This window comes from Bdellovibrio sp. HCB-110 (assembly GCF_047323225.1).
In the GTDB taxonomy this organism is placed as follows: domain Bacteria; phylum Bdellovibrionota; class Bdellovibrionia; order Bdellovibrionales; family Bdellovibrionaceae; genus Bdellovibrio.
This window is the reverse complement of sequence record NZ_CP178750.1, coordinates 1,744,619-1,766,052: the sequence shown is the minus strand read 5'-3', so window position 1 is coordinate 1,766,052 and position 21,434 is coordinate 1,744,619. Positions and strand designations below refer to the sequence as shown.

Genomic DNA, 21,434 nt, shown 5'->3' with positions numbered 1-21,434 from the left:
TTTAGTCAAGACTTGGAAAGACTGTTATTCTGCAGCGCATGCACCCCTTCACTCAAACAGAGGCAGTCACTAAAAAGTGGTTCAACTAAATTTTCAAAAATCTATCGAAAAAGAATATTCCCGTATAGCTCTTCTTTAAAGACTAATTTGATAACATTCTTATCGACCAATTCCGCAGGTAAGCGCTCGCAAATCTCACTCAAATACCCATAAAACTGACTGTTAAGAGAGACATGCTTACCGATAATACCCGGAAGACAATAGATAGGCCTGTCTTTAATCTGTTCACCAAAACGAACAGCCAAATCAGAATTTTTTAGTCCCGTTGATTTAATATACAAAGGCACTCTACCGTATATGACTCGTTGTGAACCATTTAAAGACGCGAATTGAAAACTGTCCTTTTCACCATCTACCGAGACAAAAAAATCATCATTAAAAATATGCCTTTTATAAAATGAAATCGTCATTGCTGGCTTATGATCACCAAAAATCAAAAAAATCACAGGACGTTTTTTTGTTTTGGCTAACTCAAGAACCCGATTGTGAAAAGTGATAAACTGATTCACTGACGTTTTCATTTTCGCAGCATAGTCACCTTCACCTCCATCATCATTAACTTCTCTATAGGGTCCATGGGTATGAATAGTAATTAAGAATGAAAATGTTTTTTTATCCGCTTCTAAATTCTTTTTATACTCTTCCAGAGCTTTTTTAAAAAGAATGTCATCCTCTGGAAAAGATTCATTAATATTTCCATGCCAGTTCATGTCCTCAATAAAAAAGGATTGATTAAACCCAAATCTTGGATGAACTACATTTCTTCGCCAAAAAGATCCAATGTTGTTGTGGAATGAATTGGTATTGTAACCGCTCTCATGGAAAACTCGGGGCAATGCCAATGCCCGTTTCGAAAATCTCTCTGCAAAATATTGATAATCGACCCCCTTAAAACGTTGGCTCGGTAGGCCCGTCAATGCCTCAAACTCAGCTTCAGCTGTCAACCCACCATATACGGGAGAAACGAGTGAAGAATACACGAATCCCATTTTTTCTAAGATGGCTATCGGGGTGACAAAATCAGTAGCGTTAGAATAACAAGACTCGCAAAGAATTAAGAAGACGTCTGGAGACGCTTTACCCATCCTATTTGTTACATTAGAAGGATATCTAAAAGAATGTCCTCCACGAGGAATTTTTTGTACCGGTAAAGTTAAAAACAAATGATTGAGAATGCCATTTTCTTTAACGTTGACAGCGAAGTTCCAGTCGACATAAGTAACATTAGTAAGGCGCATAACGTAACCGATACTGTTATCTAGTTCTTTAGATTGTATTTGCCGGACACATGAAATTAGCAAAAGTACAAATACAGGCAAAAATACTAATTTCCTCTTTTTAAAGGACATTCCTCTTAAAAAAACTATGGCCAGCAAAATAATAATCATCGGAATTATCAAGTCCGTATAACTCGTCAAATACAAGGCTTGTCGCCATGCAAATATATCTGCAGATTCGAAGGCCGAATTCGTATATAACAACTTAAGAAAATGAATTCTCAACAAAAGACATTCTAACAAAAACACAAACACCATCGCGAAGTAAGGTCTTAAAAAGAGTAAACAAGAAAAATACAGCGCCCAGGGAAAAATCAATTTTGTCGGCAAGATAAAATGAAAAAGATAGGATTGAACACCGAGGCTCAAAAAGCTTAAAAACAAAAGGCCGTATAAGTTTTCATTTTTTTTTGGTAACTTCAATTTCACTCACAACCTCAAATATCGAAAAATAAATCCTATCATTTCCCTTATTCTTCCGATAGACAATTAGGCGCTCGGCATTAGCGCCACACCCTATCCTGCGTCAGCATATCGTAATTAAACCAAATTCTTCCCACTTCATGTCGGAAGCTCTCAAGCAGATTTTCATCTTGCCAAGATTCCCTCAAGTTAAGATTTTCTTCAGGATCCTTTTCCAAGTCGAAAATATACTCTTTTTCAGAGCGATCATACAAAACATACTTATACGGGTATTTGATAACCGAGAAATATACACCACCATAAGGCTGCACAAGATGGACATAGGGTGGCGGAGCCCCTAACAATGAATCCCCCTGAAAATGCACTTTCGTAGACACACCGACAAGATCTAAGACTGTGGCAGGCAAGTTCACCTGGGAATAAGCCTCCTTCACTCTCTTCACTGGAATGACCTTCTCTTTTCTAAAATCCAAAATTATTAAAGGAGTTCTAAAGTTCTCCTCGAAGGCAAATGTTTCATTCTGAAAGTTTTTATGCTCACCCATTGGGAAACTGTGATCGCCCATCACAAAAACAATGGAATTATCTGCATAGGGACTCTTCTTTAGCTCTATAAAAAACGTCTTCAAATATTCATCTGTCACTCGCAATGCGTTGCTGTAGTACTCCAAACGATTTTTGGGATTCTTGTAGATATAGCGTTGATTTTCAGGAACCTCATTGAACGGCATATGACTAGAAATTGTAGCCAGAGTTCCAAACACAGGTTCCTTCATGTGAGAGTCATCTAAATACTTAAAGAATCGCTGATAAAAAATATCGTCTTGAATTCCCCAACCCCAGCAAATATCTTTATCTTCGTTCTGACATCCCTTACCCATCGTGTTCATAACATTGAACCCATGCTTTGTAGTGAATGTATAGGTATTATCAAAATGAACGTCTTCATTTGCTTTCGAAAAAACCGTATAATATCCATTCTCTTTAAGAACTTCAGGAAGACAATTCAACTTTCGATCAACAAACTTTTCAAACTCTTTGCCATAAATACTTGGGGTTAACCCACAAAGGCTTGCAAAATGACTTCGGCCCGTCTGGATGGATTGCGCATAAAAACGCTCAAAGTACATCCCTTGTTTAATGAGTGAATTCATGAACGGTGTAAACTCTTGTCCATTCGGAGCCTTGGCTTCTAAAAAACGGGCGTTCACTGATTCAACAAAAATAAAAAAGACATTGGGTTTCTTTTGAATGCCATTTTTAGATACAAAGTCTCTTACTAAAGGCAGCTCTTGATCTGCCTTAGGCTTATACTTTTCCTGAAAGCGAGTTTCAATTGCTAGGACCCGATACGCCGCTGACTTGCTAAAACTTGTCAACTCATCAACTGGATTGGGTGTTAGGGAGAATAGAAACACAAAACTCGCGACTGTGATTAAAACCGATTTCCAAGTAAAGGAATGCTTTTGCTTTAGATCGTATCGCACGAGAAAGTACATCACTAATCCAGCGACTACTGTTCTTACATAATCCGCGGGACCAAAAATACTATCTGCTACTTTTAGCGATTCAGAGAAAGACCCTGGGCGCCAAATCGACATCCAATGATCGGCAATAATAGAAAAATCAAAATATCGTGTTGTCTTATAGTGGTAGAATCCCAATATCGCATACATCGCGACAAGAAGAGATAACGAGATTTTCTTTATCCAATCATAAGCTTTAAGCCGAAGAACCGTTTCGACAAGAGAGTATAGCAGTGAGCAGGAAAAAACGAACGAAGCTACTGAAATAAAGGTGAAATCAAACGCAGACACCTGCGTCTTCACAGAAGTCTTGTATACAATATACAAAAAGACGACAAGAAACCATAATCCGGAAAGTCGTATCTTTTTTAAAACCGTCATACCATTCCTACAAATCACCAAGTGTCCCCTGAAGCATTAGCATCATGCTTTTACATGTCATATGAACGCCATCCGTCCAAAAAGAAGGACTTTGATCGTCACTAGGTATTCCGTCCAGAAAACTTTTTACCCGAATGTTATCCGTAGAAAGTTTTTCCATTCTTTCTAACCACTTCTGGGTCTTTTCTTTTGAGCCTGGAAATTCCTTGTATAACTTGGCCCGAAAATCCGAATGCACTGGGGGAACTAAAATTAAAACTTTAATGCCCTGACGATCTAAAATTCTAATTTGATTCTCGAAAATTCTCCAGTAGTCCTCGTCCTGCTCAGAGGCCATGCGTGTAGAAAAGTTTCCATAACTAGACAGGATTTTTTTCTCTAAAACGTCTGTAGCCGTATCGCTGGTATAATCTGGACTTAGACAAGACTTGTAATCTATGCTTCCGCCTGTCCCTAGTTTAGGAAAATATGAATCTTGCCTATCTTTCAAATGTTCTAAAGACGCTTCCGTACTGTTGTGATCAATGAGTCTTTGCAAATGGTCCAAGTAGAAAGACAAAACATTTTCTTTCCCTTCTCGAAGCAAATGCTTTTGTAAGGCTGGCGTAATCCTTACTTTGATATCCGTAGATGATCTGACCAATTCAAAATAGTCGGCAAGCCAGATCACGGTTTTAACTTTGGCACCCTTATCTAAGGCTGAATTCAAAACCGCAATTTTTAATAGCAAGTCTCCGCCCGCCTGAGACAAATTGATGGTCTTTTTTCCCGTCACCTCTTGTATCCACACAGGAGGCGTTGTCTCGCCACGAGATGAGCCTAGGATTAGAATCTCTGCATCGGCATTAGCCACTGCAGTTTGTGCCGTTTGATAATAAACATTTTGAGTTCTTTTACTAAGGTCTACTTCCGAACAATGATAATAGCACATGGGATCAACGGAGTAGTTAAAACCCGCGATTCCCGTCAAAATGAGCAGCGATAGAACGCCAAATGCTACGATGTATTTCACTTCTTCTCGCTTCGCTGATTCCACGACTGTACAATATCTTCCAACATCAACATGGACGATCGGCATGTGAAATGAACACCATCGTTCCAATAAGTTGGAGATGCATCCGTATTAGAAATTCCATCAAAATAATTTAAAACCCTTATACCTTGAGAAGCTAAGCCTTGGATATTTTCTATCCACTTAAGATGGTTTTCATAGATGTCTTTATGTTCAGCTTTAAGTCTACGTAGAAACTCCGGATGATAAGGAGTTATTACGACATACACGTCGACACTTTTTTGCGCCACTAAAGCAAGTTCGTTTGCGAAATTATTCCAGGCTTTTTTGTTTTGCAATGGTTTGATAACTGCCGATGTGTAGCTTTGATAAAGTAAATCGACTTCTTTTTTTAAACTCTCAGTCGTTTCTTTTCCCTTAAATTCTGAACTCTCACAAAAACGATAATCGATATCGCTACCAGCCCCTTGAGTGAGCTTGGTTTTATCTTTATTGTTCAGAAAGTAAATAGAGGCTTCCAAGGTATTGTGATCTATGAGGCCTTGAATATCGTGCAGCTTTTGCTTAAGTTCGCCTTCAGCAATACCACCACCATCTATATACTTCCGAAGAGCCGGAGTATTCTTGATTTTTGCGTCAGCGTTCTCGCTAATTAACTCAAAGTAGTCAGCAAGCCAAATAACCTTTTTTAGCTGTGTATTCTCTTTGGCAATCGTCAAGAAAGCTAACTTAGTACCGAGCTCAGCTCCCGACGCAGACAGATTCAAAGTTTTTAGGCCCGTCTTTTCTTCAATCCATAGTGGTGGAGTATTTTCTCCGCGAGATGATCCAAGAATAACAACTTCCGTTTTAGGAAAAGCTAGAATTCTTTGAGCTACCTGATAGTAAGTATTCAGCGTCGCTCTATTAGGATCAATTTCTTTACACCCATAATAACATTGCGGATCGACTTGATAGTTAAACACCGCAATGCCAACAAGAAGAACCAAAATACTTCCAGCCAAAACAAAAAGGGACTTTAATGAATTCACATCCCCTCCTTAGAATTGGAAATATAAAAATGGTGATTCCTCTCCCATATAGGAAAGGCATAGAACAAACAACAGAGCCAAAATAAAAGCATTCACAAAACTCGGTTTAAACTTTCTTTCCCAAGTATTTTTCGTACTAAATGCCGCAATCAATGCAACACCCAAAGCCAAGAAGAAACGATCCTTATGACGAGTTGGAATAAGGACGATATCCCAGGAAATATCTGGGTTCATCAGGAAAACTTTCTGCAGCCAAATGGAAGCGACATCAAAATTAGGCGCTCGGAAAAACACCCATGCTAAGCACACAAATAAGAAAGTAACGACCCATTTGATATATTTGAATCGGAACAAATCCCAATCTCTATCTTTAAAATAGCGCTCAACAGCTAAGGCTCCCCCGTGCAACACACCCCAAACCACATACGTCCAGTTCGCCCCATGCCACAGTCCCCCGATAGCCATTGTGAGTAGCAAATTGCGGTAAGTTTTTAGTTTTCCCTCACGATTTCCGCCAAGAGAGATATATAAATAATCGCGAAGCCATGACGATAAAGTCATATGCCATTTTTGCCAGAACTCCGTAACCGACAGTGACTTATAGGGCGAATTGAAGTTTGGCGGGAACTTGATATTCATCATCAAGCCCAAACCAACCGCCATGTCCGAGTATCCGCTAAAGTCGAAGTACAACTGCATGGTGTAACCCAGCATCGCAAGCCACGCTTCAGCATTTGAAACCGAGGCGATATTTCCAATCAAGGGATCGACAACGATGGCGATTCGATCTGCGATCAACATCTTTTTCGCAAGACCGAAGACGAAGAAATAGCAACCCCTCCAAAAATTATCAGAGTGAAAAATATAAGTGTTGGAACTTTCTAGTTGAGGAACAATCTGATTGTGTCGAACCAACGGTCCCGAGATTTGATGCGGGAACAACGTCACGTAGCCCGCAAACTCCAAGAGATGCGCGTGGGCATCCGAAACCCTGCGATACACATCAATGACGTAAGACATCGACTGGAATGTATAAAAAGAAATACCAATCGGTAAAATGAGATTTAGAACAGGAAGCAATTCTCCAGAACCTCCGCCAACGTGGAAGAGTCCATTCAAAGAGTCTGCAAAGAAATTGTAGTATTTAAAAAAGCCTAAAACTGAGAGGTTCGAAATGATGGAGGTCAGCAAAAGTGCTTTTCGCATCCTCTGCGTTTTTGCGTAGTAAATATTCTTCGCGATGTAGAAATCTAAAACGACCGTAAAGAGAAGAAGAAAGACAAAAGTTTTGCTCCAGTAAGCATAGAAAAATACGCTTGATAAGAACAGGAACCACAGCTGCAGATTCTTCTTCGTAATAAGGTAGTAACCCAGCAGAGTTATTGGCAAAAACAGGAGCAGAAATGGATAGGAATTAAAAAGCATTGCTCTGGAATAATGTAGGGCAAAGTATTTGTCTATTTAGATCTCGAACCGCATTAATATCGATGTGCGTCATAAGGCTTGGAGCCGGATTAGAGACTTTCATCGTCAATGTTTTTAAATATTGGTATAGTTTTACCTATATATAGGCCATCTGCCCAAAATAACTAGGGGTTAAATTATGAAAAAATTAATAATCTCGATGAAAAGTTCCAATGAAGCTCTTGTTGATTTCAAGCAGACCCTGCAATTGGCAAGAAAAGGTAAACTTAAAAAAGATCACTATGAAATATCCTTTGATAACAAAAAAGATTTCGATAAGTTTGTTAAAAACATTGGTGTTTTATCGACCATTCTTATCTATAAGCCGAAGTCTATTTATGAGCTGTCAAAAATCGTCCACAAGGATGTTTCCAATTTGAATAAAATCATTCTCTTCTTCGAAGACATTGGAGCGATTAAACTTACAGAAACTCGAATTCACGGAAGAATGGTAAAAACACCTACTGTCGAATATGAACAAATACAATTCGACTTAAAAGCCGCTTTGCTTTGATCAACAGACACCAGCCCAATATCCAACGTTCTAAAACCGATTATCGGAAGTCCCTAGATCCAAAACATCACCTCCTCAGGCTCTGTCCTATCCCGCAATTTGCAGAGAGAAATTGGAGATCTATGTTGGAGATTTTTAATGGCTCATTTGGTTGTGTCAAAATCAGATTTAAAACCCATATTTAAGCATTCGGAGTTATTAACCTATTGTTTTTACTTAATTTTTATATTCATATTGCTCGATACTAAGCAATATAGTAAAATGAACGTGTATTATGTCGATTAAAAAAAGATCCAACGTAATACAAGAAGTAATTGAAGCTCTAGAGTCAGGACAGCTTATTCCTTCAAGCCACGCTCAAGAACAAATGCAAAAACGTGACATCCAAATGAGCGATATAGAGGAAATGATCTACCGAGCACGCAGAGAAGAAGCTAAGGATAGTCTGACCAATGATAAAAAGGACTGGAAATATGCTCTTCGAGGACTCAACGACAAAGGCGACAAAGATCTTCGAATTATTGTAGTATTCGCGGATCCAAAAACCATTATCGTAACTGCCATTGATAAAAATAAAAAGGAGGACTAATGGGTAAAATTTTAAAAACGTACACGTTTAAAGGATTCGGCTTTGATGTCCTCCTCAGAAATGTTGTCATAAAGTCTATCGATGGAGAAGAGTATCCCGATATTAATTTAAATGAATTGAAGACTAACACTGCCAAGGCATTATTAGTTAGTAAACAGCGCCTGACAGGTCATCAACTGAAGTTCTTACGAACATATCTAAAAATGTCGTTCGATGAAGTTTTCTCTAAAATTCATGTTCCCGCATCAACCCTTAGATCCTGGGAGAATAAAGGAACCGATTTCACTGGATTCACGACTGAACAAGAAAAAGCATTTCGGATAATGGCTGTTAACCAAATTTTAGAACAAGAAAAAAGTAAATTTAATATCGAGGTTACATTGATTAAGAGTTTTCAGTCGTCGATGAAACTTGAAGCACTTGACATTTCTTCAGCCTCTGACTCGCTGGTCGCCAATGGCTAAAAATATCCCCGCATCACCGACGTCAACTCACCCACCGAAGACCGTCCCGAATAGTACCCTTGATACCACTTTGCCGTCTCCGCCAAAGCCTTCGTCAAATCCCACTGCGGTTTCCAACCCAAGTCCTTCGCAGCCAACTCACTGCTCATCTGGCCATGCAAAGACAATGAACCTTTCCCCGCACTCTCAGAGACCGACGACCACGTCGTCCCCCAAATCTGACTGAACTCCTTCATAACTTCTCCAACACTTTCATATTCGGCCGCACCCAAATTGTAAGTTGGAGACAACTTCGGACCTTTCACGTACAAGGCCTCAGCAAGTTTTAAAATGCCACTCACTTGATCTAAAACGTGAATCCATGGCCTTACTGAGTTTGGATTGCGAATTTCAAAATTTTTTTTATTAAGAAAACTTTGTACCGCTTGGGGAATCAAAGATGTTTCAGAAAAGTCACCGCCACCAATACCAGCACCCAAGCGAGCGGAGGCCACTGCGATTTTGTGTTTATTATATTTATCGGGATTAAAAAAAGTCTGACGGTAAGACAGCGCAATCAGTTCTGAGCAAAGTTTAGAAGTCGGTAGAAGATCTCCCGCTCCCACTTTGTCAGTTTCAACAAGAGCTTTGTTCTCTGGATTTCTTTCGTAGACTTTATCGGAACTCACAACAACAACGGAACGCACTGACGCTGTCTCTCGCAATAATTCCAGCAAAGTTGCAGTTCCCATAACAGATTTAGCAATGATATCCAGAGGCTTTTTCTCAGCCTCGGTTAATAAACCCGTTTCTCCAAGATGTAAAACTACGTCGGCTTGAGCAAATTGTAAAACCTGACGAAAGGATTCTTCATCTCGCAAGTCTCCATAGGTCATCGAGATACTTTGCGCAAGATTCGTGAGATCAAAAAGATTGGGATTTTTTCCGGCCGTCTCCGAGAAACCAAAAACCTGTGCACCGAGATGTTGCAAACACAGCGCTGTCCACGCCCCCAAAAAACTTGTGGGGTAAGTCAAAAAGACTCGTTTCCCCTGCCAGAATGAAGACGACGGCAAACTTTCCACTTAAGAACCTAATAAACTTTGCTCAACACCTTGCCCGCGATGCTCCGGATGAACCCAGTGTGCAAGAACCTGATTTTCAAACTTCCAGTAAAAACCAATCGGGTCTGATTCATAGATGGCAACACGAAGCTCGCCTTTACCTTCAGTCGCTTTCATCTTAAGCAATGTCTGAGCTAAAGAAGCTTGATTCAAAACTCCACTGCTTGCTGATGGAATGCAGTGCTCCTCATAAAGACGAGCCAATAAAGAAAGTTCAACAAGATTAAATAGAGATTCACGGATAAAATATTTGTCTGCGTGGAGTGATTTCATACTTAAAAGCGTAACGGCGGAAAATGGTCGCTGGTACCTTTTTCCACCATCTTGACGCATCGCTAGGGCAATTTATTTCTTCTTCTTTGCCCAGCTCAGATCTGGCTGGAGATTCTGTCGAACACAATCCTTCAAAAACAAATTAATAAGCGTCTGATATGGAATCTCAGTCTCTTCTGACAAACCTTGAAAATACTCAATGACGTCATCATCTAGACGAATTGTGGTGCGAGTTTTCAATTTTTTTGCATAAGGACTCTTCTTAGCCTTACTAAAATCATACTCTTTTCTCACAATCACCTCGCAAAATACTGATTCGTTTCAATGCCTTTCATACCCTCTTTCTTGGTAAATGTACATACAATATATGCACATACAAAAAACAACATCCCGAAAGAACAAAGCCACCCCTTGGGATGGCTCTGTTAATTTGCTGCACTGTAGACCGAAAAAAGAAGCAGGCACCTTTTATTTCACGAACTTTAGGATGCCTGTGCCGCGATCGGCGGTGATGAGGGAGCCTTTCACGTCGGGGCCGTCGAGTTTCACGCGTAAGTGTGAGAACTCTTTCAGTGTTCCATCGCGAGAAGACGTAAGGTACAAAACTCCGCTGTCGGTTTGTGAGCCCACTTCGAAAGACGTTTCAATGCCTTCACCCATGATTCGTCCCATGTAGTGACCACCAAGGGCACTCACTGTAAGTTGCACCGCAATTTCTTTGCCGTCAGCAAAAGTCACAGAGCCTTTGTAGTAGCCTTCAAAATTCACAGTGTCTTTAACGTCTTTCATAAGATCCGTAAACTTCTCGACCAACGGACCGCTCATGTTTTGGGTGTCTGCATTGGCAAATGGATCAAAGAACTCCATCGCGCCCGCAACTGGTTTAAATTTCACCAAGGAAGGAGCTGCAAAATCAGTGAGATCCATCATTCTTTCAGAAGCCACAAAAGTCGACTTTTCAAAATCCCAACGGATTGTTTGATAAAGTTTTCCTTGAGTCTCCGCGGATTTCCACATCAAAGCTTCCAATTGCATTTCGCGAGCCTTCACGATCAGCAATTGCCACTTCGTTCCTTTGCCGTCAGTTAATTCGTAGCGACCCTCAATACCTAAAAGTCGGGCCATCGCCGGAGCTCCCATCGCACCCACCCATGAGTTGATATCGGCGACTTCTTTTGCCATGCCAATCTCACGGAGTTTCGCAACAAAGTCGCGAGAAGCATCAAAATAGTTTTGGATATACAAATCAGAAGGCATCTGCTTAAAGGAATCCCATTGATTTGCGAGATCATGAAGTTGTCCCACACTCAAGAGATCCAAAAGACTGCGCAACTCGCCCGCATTGAAAGCGACTTCCAAGCGCAAGATTCGTAAGATCAAATCTTCAGCGGCTTCACCAATATTCTTCTGAACAGATTCAGGAACTTCACTCCCGTCATTCTGAATTGTTTCATAAAGAACTTTCAAACGGTTCGCATAAACATGAGCCATGTCCTTGCTATCATCTTTCAACGAGTAAATTTCGCCGGAAAGAAGAATCAGATAGTCCATGTAGGCGGCGGGACTGCGAAGCTTGCCAATCCAGTGCGCGATGTCTTCGTTTGTGTGACCGGGTTCTCGCAAAAACTTCAAAGCAATGTTAGACAAGATGCGACGATAGCCCGCCTTTAAATGGTAGTAGCGCGGAAATCTTGCTTCAACATAACTAAGAATAACTTCGACATTTTCACTGGCGTCTTTAACTTTATCCATATTCTTTAAAGCGCCAATTTCAACTTCGACCTGATCCATATAACGAATCGTGACATCGACATTCATCCACTTGTGATAGTAAAGAATGCGATCGGTTTTCGCTTCAGAGATATTCAACCAACGAATACCACTATCCACCATGTGAGTGCCAAGCTCCTCCACGGCTCCTGGATAAATTTCGTCCAGATTAAAGAGAATGGCGAGTTCCTTCAAATCATCTAGCAAGTAGAAATAAGAATCAAAAACTTCGGGATAACCCATCTCTTGGATATTGTTATCCATGTCCAAAATCACCTCACGAAGTTCCGTTCGCCCCTGCGAAGCTTTGGTCATCAATTCTTCCGCAGGTGGAAGCCCAAGGCTTGCCCAGGAAAGACTGGGTAAAAGGAATAGAGACAAAAGAGAAATCTTCAGAAACGTCATTGCACTACCTCCGTGTAGATCGGTTCTGGACGAATTGTCCTTGTGTTTGCGTCTAAGAATTTATTGATTTCAATAAATGTGTATCCCAATTTTTTGATTTCCTGAACGAGGTAGCGGATTTCACGAGGATCACCCGGTTGATGACCTCGACCATCATTGCCTGGAATATCTAATAAATAAGTATGGAAGAAGAAGGATGCCCACACATCACGAAGAACGCGATTGCGTTTTGCATCTTCGATGATTTGTTTTGCCGATCTTGTTCTTAGAACTTGTTCAGTTAAATAGTTTTGTGGATTTCCCAAGCACTCTGGGATTAAGCGCTGTCCGTGCACATCCCCATAGATTTCATAAGGGAAGAACTGCCCACTCCACTTATCAGCCAAATACTGAACTTGAAGATCTTTAAAGTACTCTTCACGCAAAGCCTTACCATCCGGAGAGTTTGTTCCATAAAACAAACGCGCATCATCGCCCGTCAGTGGATCCGGCCTTAACAAAGAGTCCCTAAGACCCGTGGCTTTATGGTTGTAGTAAATAACCCGCCCAACGTTCCACGGAAAAATTTTGCCAAAAATAATATAATCCAGAGGGCTTGCCTGATAATGCGGAGTCAACCACATGCGCGTACTCACTCCTGCCTTGCGCATTGAATACCAACCGTCTTCAAAACGATTGAGAACATAATCAACGCTGTCTTCAGCAATCGGAGCATTTTTCACTGCATCCCAAAACTCAAAATCTTCCCCCGATGCGCCATTAAAAGGATTCACATGTTTTTGATACTGATGAGTAATCCCGTGCATGATGAAGTTTGCATTCGCCGCTTTCATCTCGTCGATGAAAGTCATGAATGATTTCTTGCGCTCCATCGGCACAAACTCTTCATTGTCAGCGCGCCCGTAGCGATAGTGAGGATCGTAAAAGATCGGTATCAAAGAAATATTGATAGGAACTTTTTCCTCTTTAAGAACATTGATCAAGCCATACAGAAATCCCAAATTTGACACCGGATGAATGTCTTCAACCCGTACGAAAGCGTATTTCCCGTTATGGCGTGGTTGAGCACCTAAAATATCAAACAGCACATCAGCAAAAACCAAATAGCGGTCTGCCTCGTGAATATAGGCCAGTGGAACATCGGCAACAAAGAAACGGTTCTTAGCTCGCACGATATAAGGAATAACTTCCTTTGTTCCCGAATGGCGGGCTTCTGCCACCATTTCAAATTTGTTTAAATCGGCAGGAAGAAGTTCGGTTTGCTCGTAAGGCGCAATAAATTGTTTTGGGTCTTTGCGACTCCACTCTGCAAACTTGGAAAAAGTTTCCCCTTTATAAAGAATGTCTTTAAAGAATGTAGGGTGTTTGTTTTGATCCAGGAGATGCGTATCTAAAGTCGTCAAACGCACATAACGCAGCCCCATGGTTTTTTCTAACTGATCACCCAGTTGCCAAATATTATACCCGACCCACGCAACATTTTTTTCTGTTTTCGCATAGTCGTCCAAGAAAGCTTTTGGTAACTTATTGTCAAAGTACGAGCCAATATAAATACTGGCAGCACACTTATCCAGGTCACCTGCTTTGTAGGTTTCAATGGGGCTGACAATTTGTTGGTATTCAGGAAAATGACCCAACAGGTTTTGCAACATCACCGAATAACTTTTGCCCATCCAATAATCCGGCTTATCGGTTTGGTCATAGTACACGTTGACGCATGAAACTTCCTGCTGACTCGTAAATCCTAGTATCGTGGCCAATGACAGAGTGGCCATTGTGCCTATTGCAATGGAAACATCCTTGATTCTCATTGTATTTGTACCTCCACTTCCTTACCAAAATTGGCAGGAAGACGATGATCTGTTTTTACCCAGGCAGGTCTCTGCCCGGTCTTGACACTATGACGATAAGTGCGGTGAGCTTTCACGGTAGCCGCCACATTAATGACATTGGCAACAAGCCAACGCACGGGCACCATCCAAGCGTGCTTCATTCCGTTCACTAACTTCACCGCTTTCATTCTTTGCACGATACGCAGACACATGTTGATAGTATTGAGAGCTACTAATACGTCGAAGAACGGATTATCCAACATTTCGGGAAGCCTTCCCGCGGCAGTTCGATAACCGATCAAACCAAGAAGAACAATGATGGCAAGGATGATCAAAAGACTATTGATAGGCCCCTTGCGATCACGAACTAAGAAATATCTGTCGACCCAATCCCCTTGCCATTGAATATTTTTAAGTCCCTGATAAGCAATTCCCAAAGTCCAACGGGATTTTTGTCGAATGCTCGCAAAAAAGTTTGAAGGAAAATACTCACGAGTGGCTATAAATTCACTTTTCCCGTTAGGTAAAACGATTTGCGCGCATAAAAACTGACTGCGAAATCCCATCACTTTGGTCATGATTCCCAAGTGATAGTCTTCTGTCAGAGTATCTTCTTTTAAGAACTGTCCGCCTTGACGAAGCATGGAGGTGAGTATCAACTGACGCGACAACAAGGTGCCCACGCCTGCCGACGGAACCGCAGCCCCCAGGGCTTCTCGCACCAAAAGATCCTTGGTGTGGGACTCGCTAAATTCATCAATATAAACTCCTGCCACCAAAGAACGCTTTTGCACATCAAAGGAGAACACAGGGATCTGGATAAAATCAGATTCACCGCTAAAGTGATTTAGGAGTGTTAAAGAATAGGGATGTAGAACATCCTCCGAGTCTTGCATCAGGAAAAGATCATAATGGAACCCAGATCGCTCTTCAGATTCTAAAATCTTTCGCGCAATTTCATTAAGCATCTGCCCCTTAGATGTAGGACCCGGCAAGGAGTTTACGACGACAACCACTCGACCGGGATTGAGCTTTTCAAGTCTACTAGCTTCCGCCCAAGTGGCTGTGTCGTTAGGGTAAACTCCCAAAAAAAATGTATACTTATTATAATTCAATCCGCGAATATTTCCGCGAATCATAGGCGCAATAACTTCCGCTTCTTTCCAGTTCGCTATCATAATTGCGATATTTTTCTGCGGAGTTTCCTCCATCTCATAGACATCTTTTAAAGTGAAGCGACGAGGTCTCAATCCTTTGACAAATGCAACTGCATCAATAAAAAGATCATCCAAAGTAAAGAGGAAGGTCGCGAGAACAACGAAGTAAGTTAGATTGACGAAGAGATTTTCAAGACCAAAGATCACGTGTTCCATTAAAAGTTCCCTCCCACAACAAAGAGACCTTCCACCGACGAAGAAGATTCATGTTGTTTAAAGTTCCGATAAACAAGGGCTGCGACTGTCCACGAATTGTTTTGCCACATGGTGCGGACTCCGGCCCGCCCTTGAGTCGTTGAGGGTCCCAGATCAGGGCTGCGACTTTCACGTGCAAAGAACTCTGCATAAGGATCAATATATAAATGAGATGCCGCTTTGAACCGGTAACCCTGTTTTATCCAGAGAATTGAAACCGGTGTCTCAGAGACACGTGGGAGATAAGCACTTTCACTATAAGCCTCCGTAAAAACAGAGGAGAATCCCAAAGACTGCCAAGTCCAAAAATCTCCAGCGCTAAAAACGGTTTTGGGATCCCACTCAGACTTATTCTCTTTTTCCCCGACAACAGTGCGAACACCACCTTGAGCTTGCAAAGTGACTTTTTCAAAAAATCGAACCAGAATTCCGAGTGCGGGAGTCGCCGTGTTATCAAAGTACTTTGCTTCAGCACCTGAGGATTGATACTGCAACGAGACACCAAGATATGGCTCAATCCGCCAATTGTTTCCACTCCACAAAGGTAAATAAGAGCGCACTCGGCTTTCCGTGACGAGATCGTACTTCTGATAGAACGTGCTCTCAGAATACAGTTCTTGATAAAATTTCTTTTCACGAAGTACAGAGGAGTTTGTAGTCGAATACCCCAAGGAGGGTAATAAAACTAAACAGCCCGTAACGTACAACCGAAGACCCCACGACATTTTCATAAACTTCACCCACGAAAAGTTTGATAAACGCTAAAAGAGTATTTGGTTTAAGAGTAATTAAAGTGGTGTAAGAATATTAAGGTTGCCAACGAATAATCGAGCTACTAATTTGGAGTTTATGAAAAACATCCTTGTCGTATTTGGAACCCGACCCGAAGCTATCAAACTTGCACCCTTTGTGCTTCAAGCAAAAAAGGATTCGCGCTTTAAAACCTATGTTTGTTCAACCGGACAACATCGCGAAATGCTTAAGCCTCTTTTAAACTTTTTTGAAATCACTCCTGACTATGATTTAGATTTAATGAAACCTGGGCAGACACTTGTGGATATTTCTATGGGCGTCATGAAGGGAATGCATGAGATTCTAAACAAGCAGCGAATTGATGCCGTTATTGTTCAGGGAGATACCACAAGTTGTTTCATCGGCAGCCTTGTTGCCTTTTACCATAAAGTCCCCGTTGTACACGTGGAGGCCGGCCTCCGTTCGGGTGATATTTACTCACCGTATCCAGAAGAGTTTAATCGTAAAGCGACGGGCCTTGTGGCCGCTCTTCATCTGGCCCCCACAGAACCTGCTCGGGAAAATCTTCTTAGAGAGCATTATAATGATGAAGATATTTTCGTTACGGGCAACACCGGCATCGATGCTCTTTTCGCTGTGAAGAAAAAACTTTCTGAGAACTCACAAATGCAAAAAGAGTTCGACGAGAAATATTCTTTCTTAGATAAAAAGAAAAAATTAGTCCTTGTTACTGTTCATCGCCGTGAATCTTTCGGTGAGCCTATGGAAGAAGTGATGAAGGGACTTGTCGCTCTTTCTAAGCGTGACGATGTGGAGCTTTTAATTCCTCTTCATATGAATCCGCAAGTGCGTGCTTCAGCCGAAAAGATTTTCGGAAACGAGGCTACTTGGATTGATAAAGGACGTCCTGTGAAAACCGGCCAAAGTAAAATTTGGCTGTGTGAGCCCGCAGACTACGTGCCTTTCGTTTACCTGATGGACCGCGCTCATTTAATCATCACGGACTCAGGCGGTGTTCAAGAAGAAGCTCCTTCTTTAGGAAAACCTATTCTGGTAGCTCGTGAAAAAACGGAAAGACCGGAAGCTATTGCTGCGGGGACATCGAAATTAATTCCTCTAGAAGAGAAAGCGTTCTTAAAGACGGCTGAGGAAATTCTCGATACCCCAGAGATCTATGCAAAAATGTCCCAGGCGAAGAATCCATTCGGTGATGGAAAAGCCTGCGAACGCATATTGAATATTATGTCTGAAAAAATCTAACTCTGCGCATCGAAGCGCCGAGTCTTGACCCATCTCCCTATTGGCTCCCAATATAGGCCTGCCAAGAGGGAGTTTTTTATGGAAGCGGTTCAAGGAGAAAAAGTTCTAATACTTGCCAACGTCAGCGACGAACGTCGCAGCGAAGGTTTTGTTTATATAAAACATTTCTCTCCGCCAGAAAGAATAACTCAGGCTTTAAAGAAGCTAGGCCTTTTCTGGGGGATAGCCCTGGTCTCGGTTCTTATTCCCGTTTTTCACTTCGTGACGGTTCCTCTTTTTTTCCTTCTGGGACTCTTTTTTGCGCAGCGAAGTTATAAAAGTGAAGGCCGTGTATTGGGTGGAGAAACTCGCTGCCCCCATTGCCAGACTGAAGTTCACGTGAAACCCGCAGAGCTGCAATGGCCTATTTCAGAGATCTGTCAAAGTTGCGCTCGCGTAGTTCGCATGGATAGAAAATAGATCGGACCACTAAAGATAATACGACTTGTGTAGATTCACAAAAGCCTCCTATCATTTAGGGATGAAAGTCTCTCAAATATTTTTTGCGACTCTGTTTTTCTCACTTCCCACTTATGCCTTTGAGTTAGCAGCAGGACTCACTCCTCCTAGCCAGCAAAAAGTGATGCTGAGTTACTCCGGGCTTTTTTACGATAAATCAGATTTTCCCCAAGAACGAGCTTCAACTTCCTATCAAACGATGAACTTTGTCGCTCCTGTTTATAAAACAGAGACTGAGGCTGTTTCCCTGTCTCTCAGTGGAACCCAACTTGCCGTGAAACCTGGACAAGGTAACTTGTCAGAGCTTTACGATTTACAAGTGGGTTTAGGTTACACGAAGGCTTTGGATGACAAACGCCTTTGGTCCGTTTCTGCTCGTTATGGCTCTGCGAGTGATAAGCCCTTTGAAGATTCCACAGTCACAACCCTAGGGGTCACGGCTTTTTACTCTTATCCGAGTGACGAGACCAGTCGCTGGCTCTTGCTCCTAGACTATTCCAACAATCGCCCGATTTTAAATGAGATCCCACTTCCTGGTTTTGCTTACTTCTACGCACCTTCAAAAACTTTCCGTGGAGTTTTCGGCGTGCCCTTTGTCTCATTAAACTGGGACTACGCAGAGAAATGGGGCATGGAAGTATTCACTCTCGTTCCGTGGATCTTTAAAGCTTCCGTAAATTACAAACTCAACGAGTATGCTCGAATTTATACTGGAGTCGACTTCTCCCAAGTCACCTATTACTTATACGGCCGTCAAAACAGAAACGATCGTTTGTTTTATGACGAAAAGAAAGTCTTCTTGGGAGTTAAATCTCCTCTCTCCAAATCCGTTTTTGCAGAGCTTGAAATGGGGCATGCCTTTGATCGCGCCTTCTTCGTTGATGAGAATTACACAACCAACCCGGACAACCCTGTCGAGATCGGTAACGCTTTTTACGGTAAAGTCTCTTTACGGTTTCTACTTTAGAGTGTTCCTCAAAAAAAATCCGGCGAATCAGCTTTTGGTAGAGTCTTAATAAAGTAATTTGGCAGCTTTAATAAAAACTCCTAGGATAGTGAGAAGGAGTTGCGAATGCAGGTCAAAACCACAGGAACACGCTTTGAATTTTTCTTAGAAGGCCCGATCAGCGAAAAAACGGGTATCTACGACTACAACATCAAAAATGCGACAGAAGTTGTCGTCGACATGGAGAAGGTCACATTCATTAACTCTATCGGAGTTAAAAACTGGATTCTTTGGACCAACAAAGTTCCTACCGGTTGCAAAATCGAATTAACGAAATGCCCTTTTGTCATCATCAATCAAATCACGATGGTTCATGGTTTCTTGCCGAAGAGCGCTCGCGTGCAATCCTTCTTTGCTCCTTACATCTGCGACTGCGGTGCTGAAGCAAATATGCTCTTCCGACGCGGAACGGAATTCGAATACGCACAAAATGGCGAAAAAGAAAAATTCGCAGCTCCGGAAGTGCCTTGCAAAAAATGCTCAAGCAAAATGGAGCCGGATTTCATCGACAAAAAGATTGTTGGATTTTTGAATCCGGCCTAAGCGGTATACACGGCGAGAGCTTTATCACCACTTTTCCGTAAAAAACCTTGGCTTACCGCCTGTGCAAGATCCCGACTTGCTGTGGCCGAGGACAAGCCTTTGTGAAGTTCCATGTAGTCCTTGCGCGAAAAGGCCCCTTTGCCAAAGTGGCGTAGCGCATACTGGATACGTTCGTCGCTCGTTGCTTTCATTGGGCGAAAATCTTTCTGAAAATCGGTGAGACTATGAAGGATATTCTCAAGGGAGAATTCGATAAAAAGAGTGGAGTCCCCTTTGGCATCACACTGTTCAAGCACTCGATAATACTCTTTCTGCCGCTTATGAATTAAACTTTCTGCCGAAAGATACTCAAAAATCGGAGAATGTTTCATCAGCAACAATTGCTGCCATAGCCGCCCCATACGACCATTGCCATCTTCGAACGGATGAATAAATTCGAGTTCATAGTGAAAAATACAAGCTTTCAAAAGCCACGGAGTTTCTTTATCTTTCTTTATAAAATCAAAAAGATTTTTCATCAAAGAAGGAACCAGCTTTGCAGAAGGTGCCATATGGGCCACCTTCGCTCCATTAAAGACTCCTACTTGCCTGGAACGATATTTTCCCGGCTTGTCCACGAGTCCATTCATAAGAACTTTATGAGCCTTTAATAGATCTTTTTCATTCGTGGGACTATAGAATCCAAGATCATCATAAAGAACCAAAGCGTTCTTTACTTCAAGGATCTGGGTTTTCGAGCCAAGTACTCGTTTGTTTTCCAAAATGGCCGTAATCTGTTCTTCTGAAAGACTGTTACCTTCAATTGCCAAGCTATGGTGAATAGTTCGTATTTTATTTTCTTTTCGAAGTTTTACGGAGGGCTTGGTTAACGAATAGCCCTTCAATTCTCCAACTATTTCCTGAATGGAAGAGGTCAAATTTAAGATATTCGGAGTGATTTGAAATGGAGGTTTTTCCATTATCTGATAGTATCATTTGATACTATCAAAAACAAGAACCTCAAAGCCGAGTCATTACAGAGACTTACCTTACGCACCTGCGCCACCAAAAGTAAGTCCGTACCTTTTAGCCGAAACGACCTGTGATATAGTTCTCGGTGCGAGGATCTTTGGGGTTTGTAAAGATCTGGTCGCTCGCACCAAACTCAATCAAATCTCCCAAGTACATAAACGCTGTGAAATCAGAAACACGGGCGGCCTGATGCAGACTGTGAGTCACAATGGCAATTGTGACGTCCTTACGAAGCTCCTGAATCAATTCCTCGATGTGACGAGTGGAAATAGGATCCAGAGCTGATGTTGGCTCATCAAGAAGCAAGATCTCTGGCTCAGTTGCAAGAGCACGAGCAATGCAAAGACGCTGCTGCTGCCCGCCCGACAAAGCTGTCGCTGACGAAGCCAAACGATCCTTTACTTCATTCCACAAACCGGCTTGCTGAAGAGAGCGCTCGACTCTTTCTTCAATGAAGCTTTTCTTTTTAACGCCACGAACTTTAAGACCGTAAGCAACGTTGTCGTAAATACTTTTAGGAAACGGATTTGGTTTTTGGAAAACCATTCCGATGCGCATGCGCACTTCCATGGGATCGATCTCTCTACCCAAAATATTACGACGATCCGGGTGAAGAAGGATTTCACCTTGGTAGTTCGCATTCGGATAAAGGTCATGCATACGGTTAAAACAACGAAGCAGCGTGGTTTTTCCGCAACCTGACGGCCCGATCAAAGCTGTCACGCGATTTTCATAAACAGGCAAAGTCACGCCGTTAAGGACTTTTTTATCCCCGTAAGAGAAAAGCAAATTTTTAACTTCGGCACGGAGCTGTAGTTCCATAGTCA

21 protein-coding genes are annotated in these 21,434 nt (G+C 41.9%); 7 read left to right on the top strand and 14 right to left on the bottom strand.

All coding sequences use genetic code 11. The annotated features are described in order from the left end of the window. Positions 1 to 101 precede the first annotated feature (101 nt). The 5 genes from ACL934_RS08460 to ACL934_RS08440 form a co-directional block, all read right to left on the bottom strand. Positions 102 to 1,766: an LTA synthase family protein gene (locus ACL934_RS08460; RefSeq protein WP_413613317.1), complete on the bottom strand. Its 1,665-nt coding sequence runs from the start codon at positions 1,764 to 1,766 to the stop codon at positions 102 to 104. A gap of 74 nt (positions 1,767 to 1,840) precedes the next feature. Further along, entirely contained in the window at positions 1,841 to 3,577 is a 1,737-nt protein-coding gene (locus ACL934_RS08455) for an LTA synthase family protein (protein WP_413613316.1), read from the bottom strand. A gap of 97 nt (positions 3,578 to 3,674) precedes the next feature. Then, a complete protein-coding gene (locus tag ACL934_RS08450; protein ID WP_413613315.1) occupies positions 3,675 to 4,679 on the bottom strand; it encodes a hypothetical protein in 1,005 nt (334 codons plus the stop codon). Then, entirely contained in the window at positions 4,676 to 5,710 is a 1,035-nt protein-coding gene (locus tag ACL934_RS08445; protein WP_413613314.1) for a hypothetical protein, read from the bottom strand. The genes ACL934_RS08450 and ACL934_RS08445 overlap by 4 nt, the downstream gene beginning before the upstream one ends. A 9-nt stretch (positions 5,711 to 5,719) precedes the next feature. Next, entirely contained in the window at positions 5,720 to 7,135 is a 1,416-nt protein-coding gene (locus ACL934_RS08440) for an MBOAT family O-acyltransferase (protein ID WP_413613313.1), read from the bottom strand. A 178-nt stretch (positions 7,136 to 7,313) separates the two neighbouring features. On the opposite strand from ACL934_RS08440, the gene ACL934_RS08435 reads away from it, so the two are divergent. The 3 genes from ACL934_RS08435 to ACL934_RS08425 all read left to right on the top strand — a co-directional run bounded on the left by ACL934_RS08435 (position 7,314) and on the right by ACL934_RS08425 (position 8,741). After that, positions 7,314 to 7,688, top strand: coding sequence for a hypothetical protein (locus ACL934_RS08435; protein WP_374079876.1), 375 nt, complete (start codon positions 7,314 to 7,316; stop codon positions 7,686 to 7,688). 274 nt (positions 7,689 to 7,962) lie between these two features. After that, a complete protein-coding gene (locus tag ACL934_RS08430; RefSeq protein ID WP_374079875.1) occupies positions 7,963 to 8,277 on the top strand; it encodes a DUF4258 domain-containing protein in 315 nt (104 codons plus the stop codon). Further along, on the top strand, positions 8,277 to 8,741 hold the full coding sequence (locus ACL934_RS08425; protein ID WP_374079873.1) for a helix-turn-helix domain-containing protein: 465 nt from the start codon (positions 8,277 to 8,279) through the stop codon (positions 8,739 to 8,741). Before ACL934_RS08430 ends, ACL934_RS08425 begins: the two co-directional genes overlap by 1 nt. Here ACL934_RS08425 and rfbG read toward each other — a convergent pair. The 7 genes from rfbG to ACL934_RS08390 all read right to left on the bottom strand — a co-directional run bounded on the left by rfbG (position 8,738) and on the right by ACL934_RS08390 (position 16,267). Next, a complete protein-coding gene (gene rfbG, locus ACL934_RS08420; RefSeq protein ID WP_413613312.1) occupies positions 8,738 to 9,805 on the bottom strand; it encodes a CDP-glucose 4,6-dehydratase in 1,068 nt (355 codons plus the stop codon). The genes ACL934_RS08425 and rfbG overlap by 4 nt on opposite strands. Next, on the bottom strand, positions 9,806 to 10,117 hold the full coding sequence (locus ACL934_RS08415) for a hypothetical protein (protein ID WP_374079867.1): 312 nt from the start codon (positions 10,115 to 10,117) through the stop codon (positions 9,806 to 9,808). A 72-nt stretch (positions 10,118 to 10,189) separates the two neighbouring features. Further along, entirely contained in the window at positions 10,190 to 10,411 is a 222-nt protein-coding gene (locus ACL934_RS08410) for a BrnA antitoxin family protein (RefSeq protein WP_374079864.1), read from the bottom strand. 174 nt (positions 10,412 to 10,585) lie between these two features. Then, a complete protein-coding gene (locus tag ACL934_RS08405; protein WP_374079861.1) occupies positions 10,586 to 12,292 on the bottom strand; it encodes a hypothetical protein in 1,707 nt (568 codons plus the stop codon). Beyond that, positions 12,289 to 14,103 (bottom strand): DUF2334 domain-containing protein, encoded by a 1,815-nt coding sequence (locus ACL934_RS08400; protein ID WP_374079858.1) that lies wholly within the window; start codon positions 14,101 to 14,103, stop codon positions 12,289 to 12,291. The genes ACL934_RS08405 and ACL934_RS08400 overlap by 4 nt, the downstream gene beginning before the upstream one ends. Beyond that, on the bottom strand, positions 14,100 to 15,497 hold the full coding sequence (locus ACL934_RS08395) for a glycosyltransferase (RefSeq protein ID WP_374079856.1): 1,398 nt from the start codon (positions 15,495 to 15,497) through the stop codon (positions 14,100 to 14,102). The genes ACL934_RS08400 and ACL934_RS08395 overlap by 4 nt, the downstream gene beginning before the upstream one ends. Next, positions 15,497 to 16,267, bottom strand: coding sequence for a hypothetical protein (locus ACL934_RS08390; protein ID WP_374079854.1), 771 nt, complete (start codon positions 16,265 to 16,267; stop codon positions 15,497 to 15,499). Before ACL934_RS08390 ends, ACL934_RS08395 begins: the two co-directional genes overlap by 1 nt. Before the next feature lie 118 nt (positions 16,268 to 16,385). Between ACL934_RS08390 and wecB the strand changes: the two genes are divergently transcribed. The 4 genes from wecB to ACL934_RS08370 all read left to right on the top strand — a co-directional run bounded on the left by wecB (position 16,386) and on the right by ACL934_RS08370 (position 19,596). After that, entirely contained in the window at positions 16,386 to 17,549 is a 1,164-nt protein-coding gene (wecB, locus tag ACL934_RS08385; RefSeq protein WP_374079852.1) for a non-hydrolyzing UDP-N-acetylglucosamine 2-epimerase, read from the top strand. A gap of 78 nt (positions 17,550 to 17,627) precedes the next feature. Then, a complete protein-coding gene (locus ACL934_RS08380) occupies positions 17,628 to 18,008 on the top strand; it encodes a hypothetical protein (protein ID WP_374079849.1) in 381 nt (126 codons plus the stop codon). A gap of 61 nt (positions 18,009 to 18,069) precedes the next feature. Beyond that, complete coding sequence (locus ACL934_RS08375; protein WP_374079846.1) at positions 18,070 to 19,014, top strand: hypothetical protein; 945 nt, start codon at positions 18,070 to 18,072, stop codon at positions 19,012 to 19,014. A 105-nt stretch (positions 19,015 to 19,119) separates the two neighbouring features. Then, positions 19,120 to 19,596, top strand: a complete 477-nt coding sequence (locus tag ACL934_RS08370; protein ID WP_374079844.1) for a hypothetical protein — start codon at positions 19,120 to 19,122, stop codon at positions 19,594 to 19,596. Here the strand turns inward: ACL934_RS08370 and ACL934_RS08365 are convergent. Next, a complete protein-coding gene (locus ACL934_RS08365) occupies positions 19,593 to 20,555 on the bottom strand; it encodes a Fic family protein (protein ID WP_374079842.1) in 963 nt (320 codons plus the stop codon). The two genes, ACL934_RS08370 and ACL934_RS08365, sit on opposite strands and share 4 nt — an antisense overlap. 106 nt (positions 20,556 to 20,661) lie before the next feature. Next, on the bottom strand, positions 20,662 to 21,429 hold the full coding sequence (gene pstB / locus ACL934_RS08360) for a phosphate ABC transporter ATP-binding protein PstB (RefSeq protein ID WP_374079839.1): 768 nt from the start codon (positions 21,427 to 21,429) through the stop codon (positions 20,662 to 20,664). Positions 21,430 to 21,434: the final 5 nt, after the last annotated feature.

What these genes read in the sequence shown, in the direction of transcription:
- ACL934_RS08440 (WP_413613313.1), bottom strand. Translation starts at nt 7,135, where the DNA reads ATGCTTTTTAATTCCTATCCATTTCTGCTCCTGTTTTTGCCAATAACT.
- ACL934_RS08435 (WP_374079876.1), top strand. Translation starts at nt 7,314, where the DNA reads ATGAAAAAATTAATAATCTCGATGAAAAGTTCCAATGAAGCTCTTGTT.
- ACL934_RS08430 (WP_374079875.1), top strand. Translation starts at nt 7,963, where the DNA reads ATGTCGATTAAAAAAAGATCCAACGTAATACAAGAAGTAATTGAAGCT.
- ACL934_RS08425 (WP_374079873.1), top strand. Translation starts at nt 8,277, where the DNA reads ATGGGTAAAATTTTAAAAACGTACACGTTTAAAGGATTCGGCTTTGAT.
- ACL934_RS08415 (WP_374079867.1), bottom strand. Translation starts at nt 10,117, where the DNA reads ATGAAATCACTCCACGCAGACAAATATTTTATCCGTGAATCTCTATTT.
- ACL934_RS08405 (WP_374079861.1), bottom strand. Translation starts at nt 12,292, where the DNA reads ATGACGTTTCTGAAGATTTCTCTTTTGTCTCTATTCCTTTTACCCAGT.
- ACL934_RS08400 (WP_374079858.1), bottom strand. Translation starts at nt 14,103, where the DNA reads ATGAGAATCAAGGATGTTTCCATTGCAATAGGCACAATGGCCACTCTG.
- ACL934_RS08395 (WP_374079856.1), bottom strand. Translation starts at nt 15,497, where the DNA reads ATGGAACACGTGATCTTTGGTCTTGAAAATCTCTTCGTCAATCTAACT.
- ACL934_RS08390 (WP_374079854.1), bottom strand. Translation starts at nt 16,267, where the DNA reads ATGAAAATGTCGTGGGGTCTTCGGTTGTACGTTACGGGCTGTTTAGTT.
- wecB (WP_374079852.1), top strand. Translation starts at nt 16,386, where the DNA reads ATGAAAAACATCCTTGTCGTATTTGGAACCCGACCCGAAGCTATCAAA.
- ACL934_RS08380 (WP_374079849.1), top strand. Translation starts at nt 17,628, where the DNA reads ATGGAAGCGGTTCAAGGAGAAAAAGTTCTAATACTTGCCAACGTCAGC.
- ACL934_RS08375 (WP_374079846.1), top strand. Translation starts at nt 18,070, where the DNA reads ATGAAAGTCTCTCAAATATTTTTTGCGACTCTGTTTTTCTCACTTCCC.
- ACL934_RS08370 (WP_374079844.1), top strand. Translation starts at nt 19,120, where the DNA reads ATGCAGGTCAAAACCACAGGAACACGCTTTGAATTTTTCTTAGAAGGC.
- ACL934_RS08365 (WP_374079842.1), bottom strand. Translation starts at nt 20,555, where the DNA reads ATGGAAAAACCTCCATTTCAAATCACTCCGAATATCTTAAATTTGACC.
- pstB (WP_374079839.1), bottom strand. Translation starts at nt 21,429, where the DNA reads ATGGAACTACAGCTCCGTGCCGAAGTTAAAAATTTGCTTTTCTCTTAC.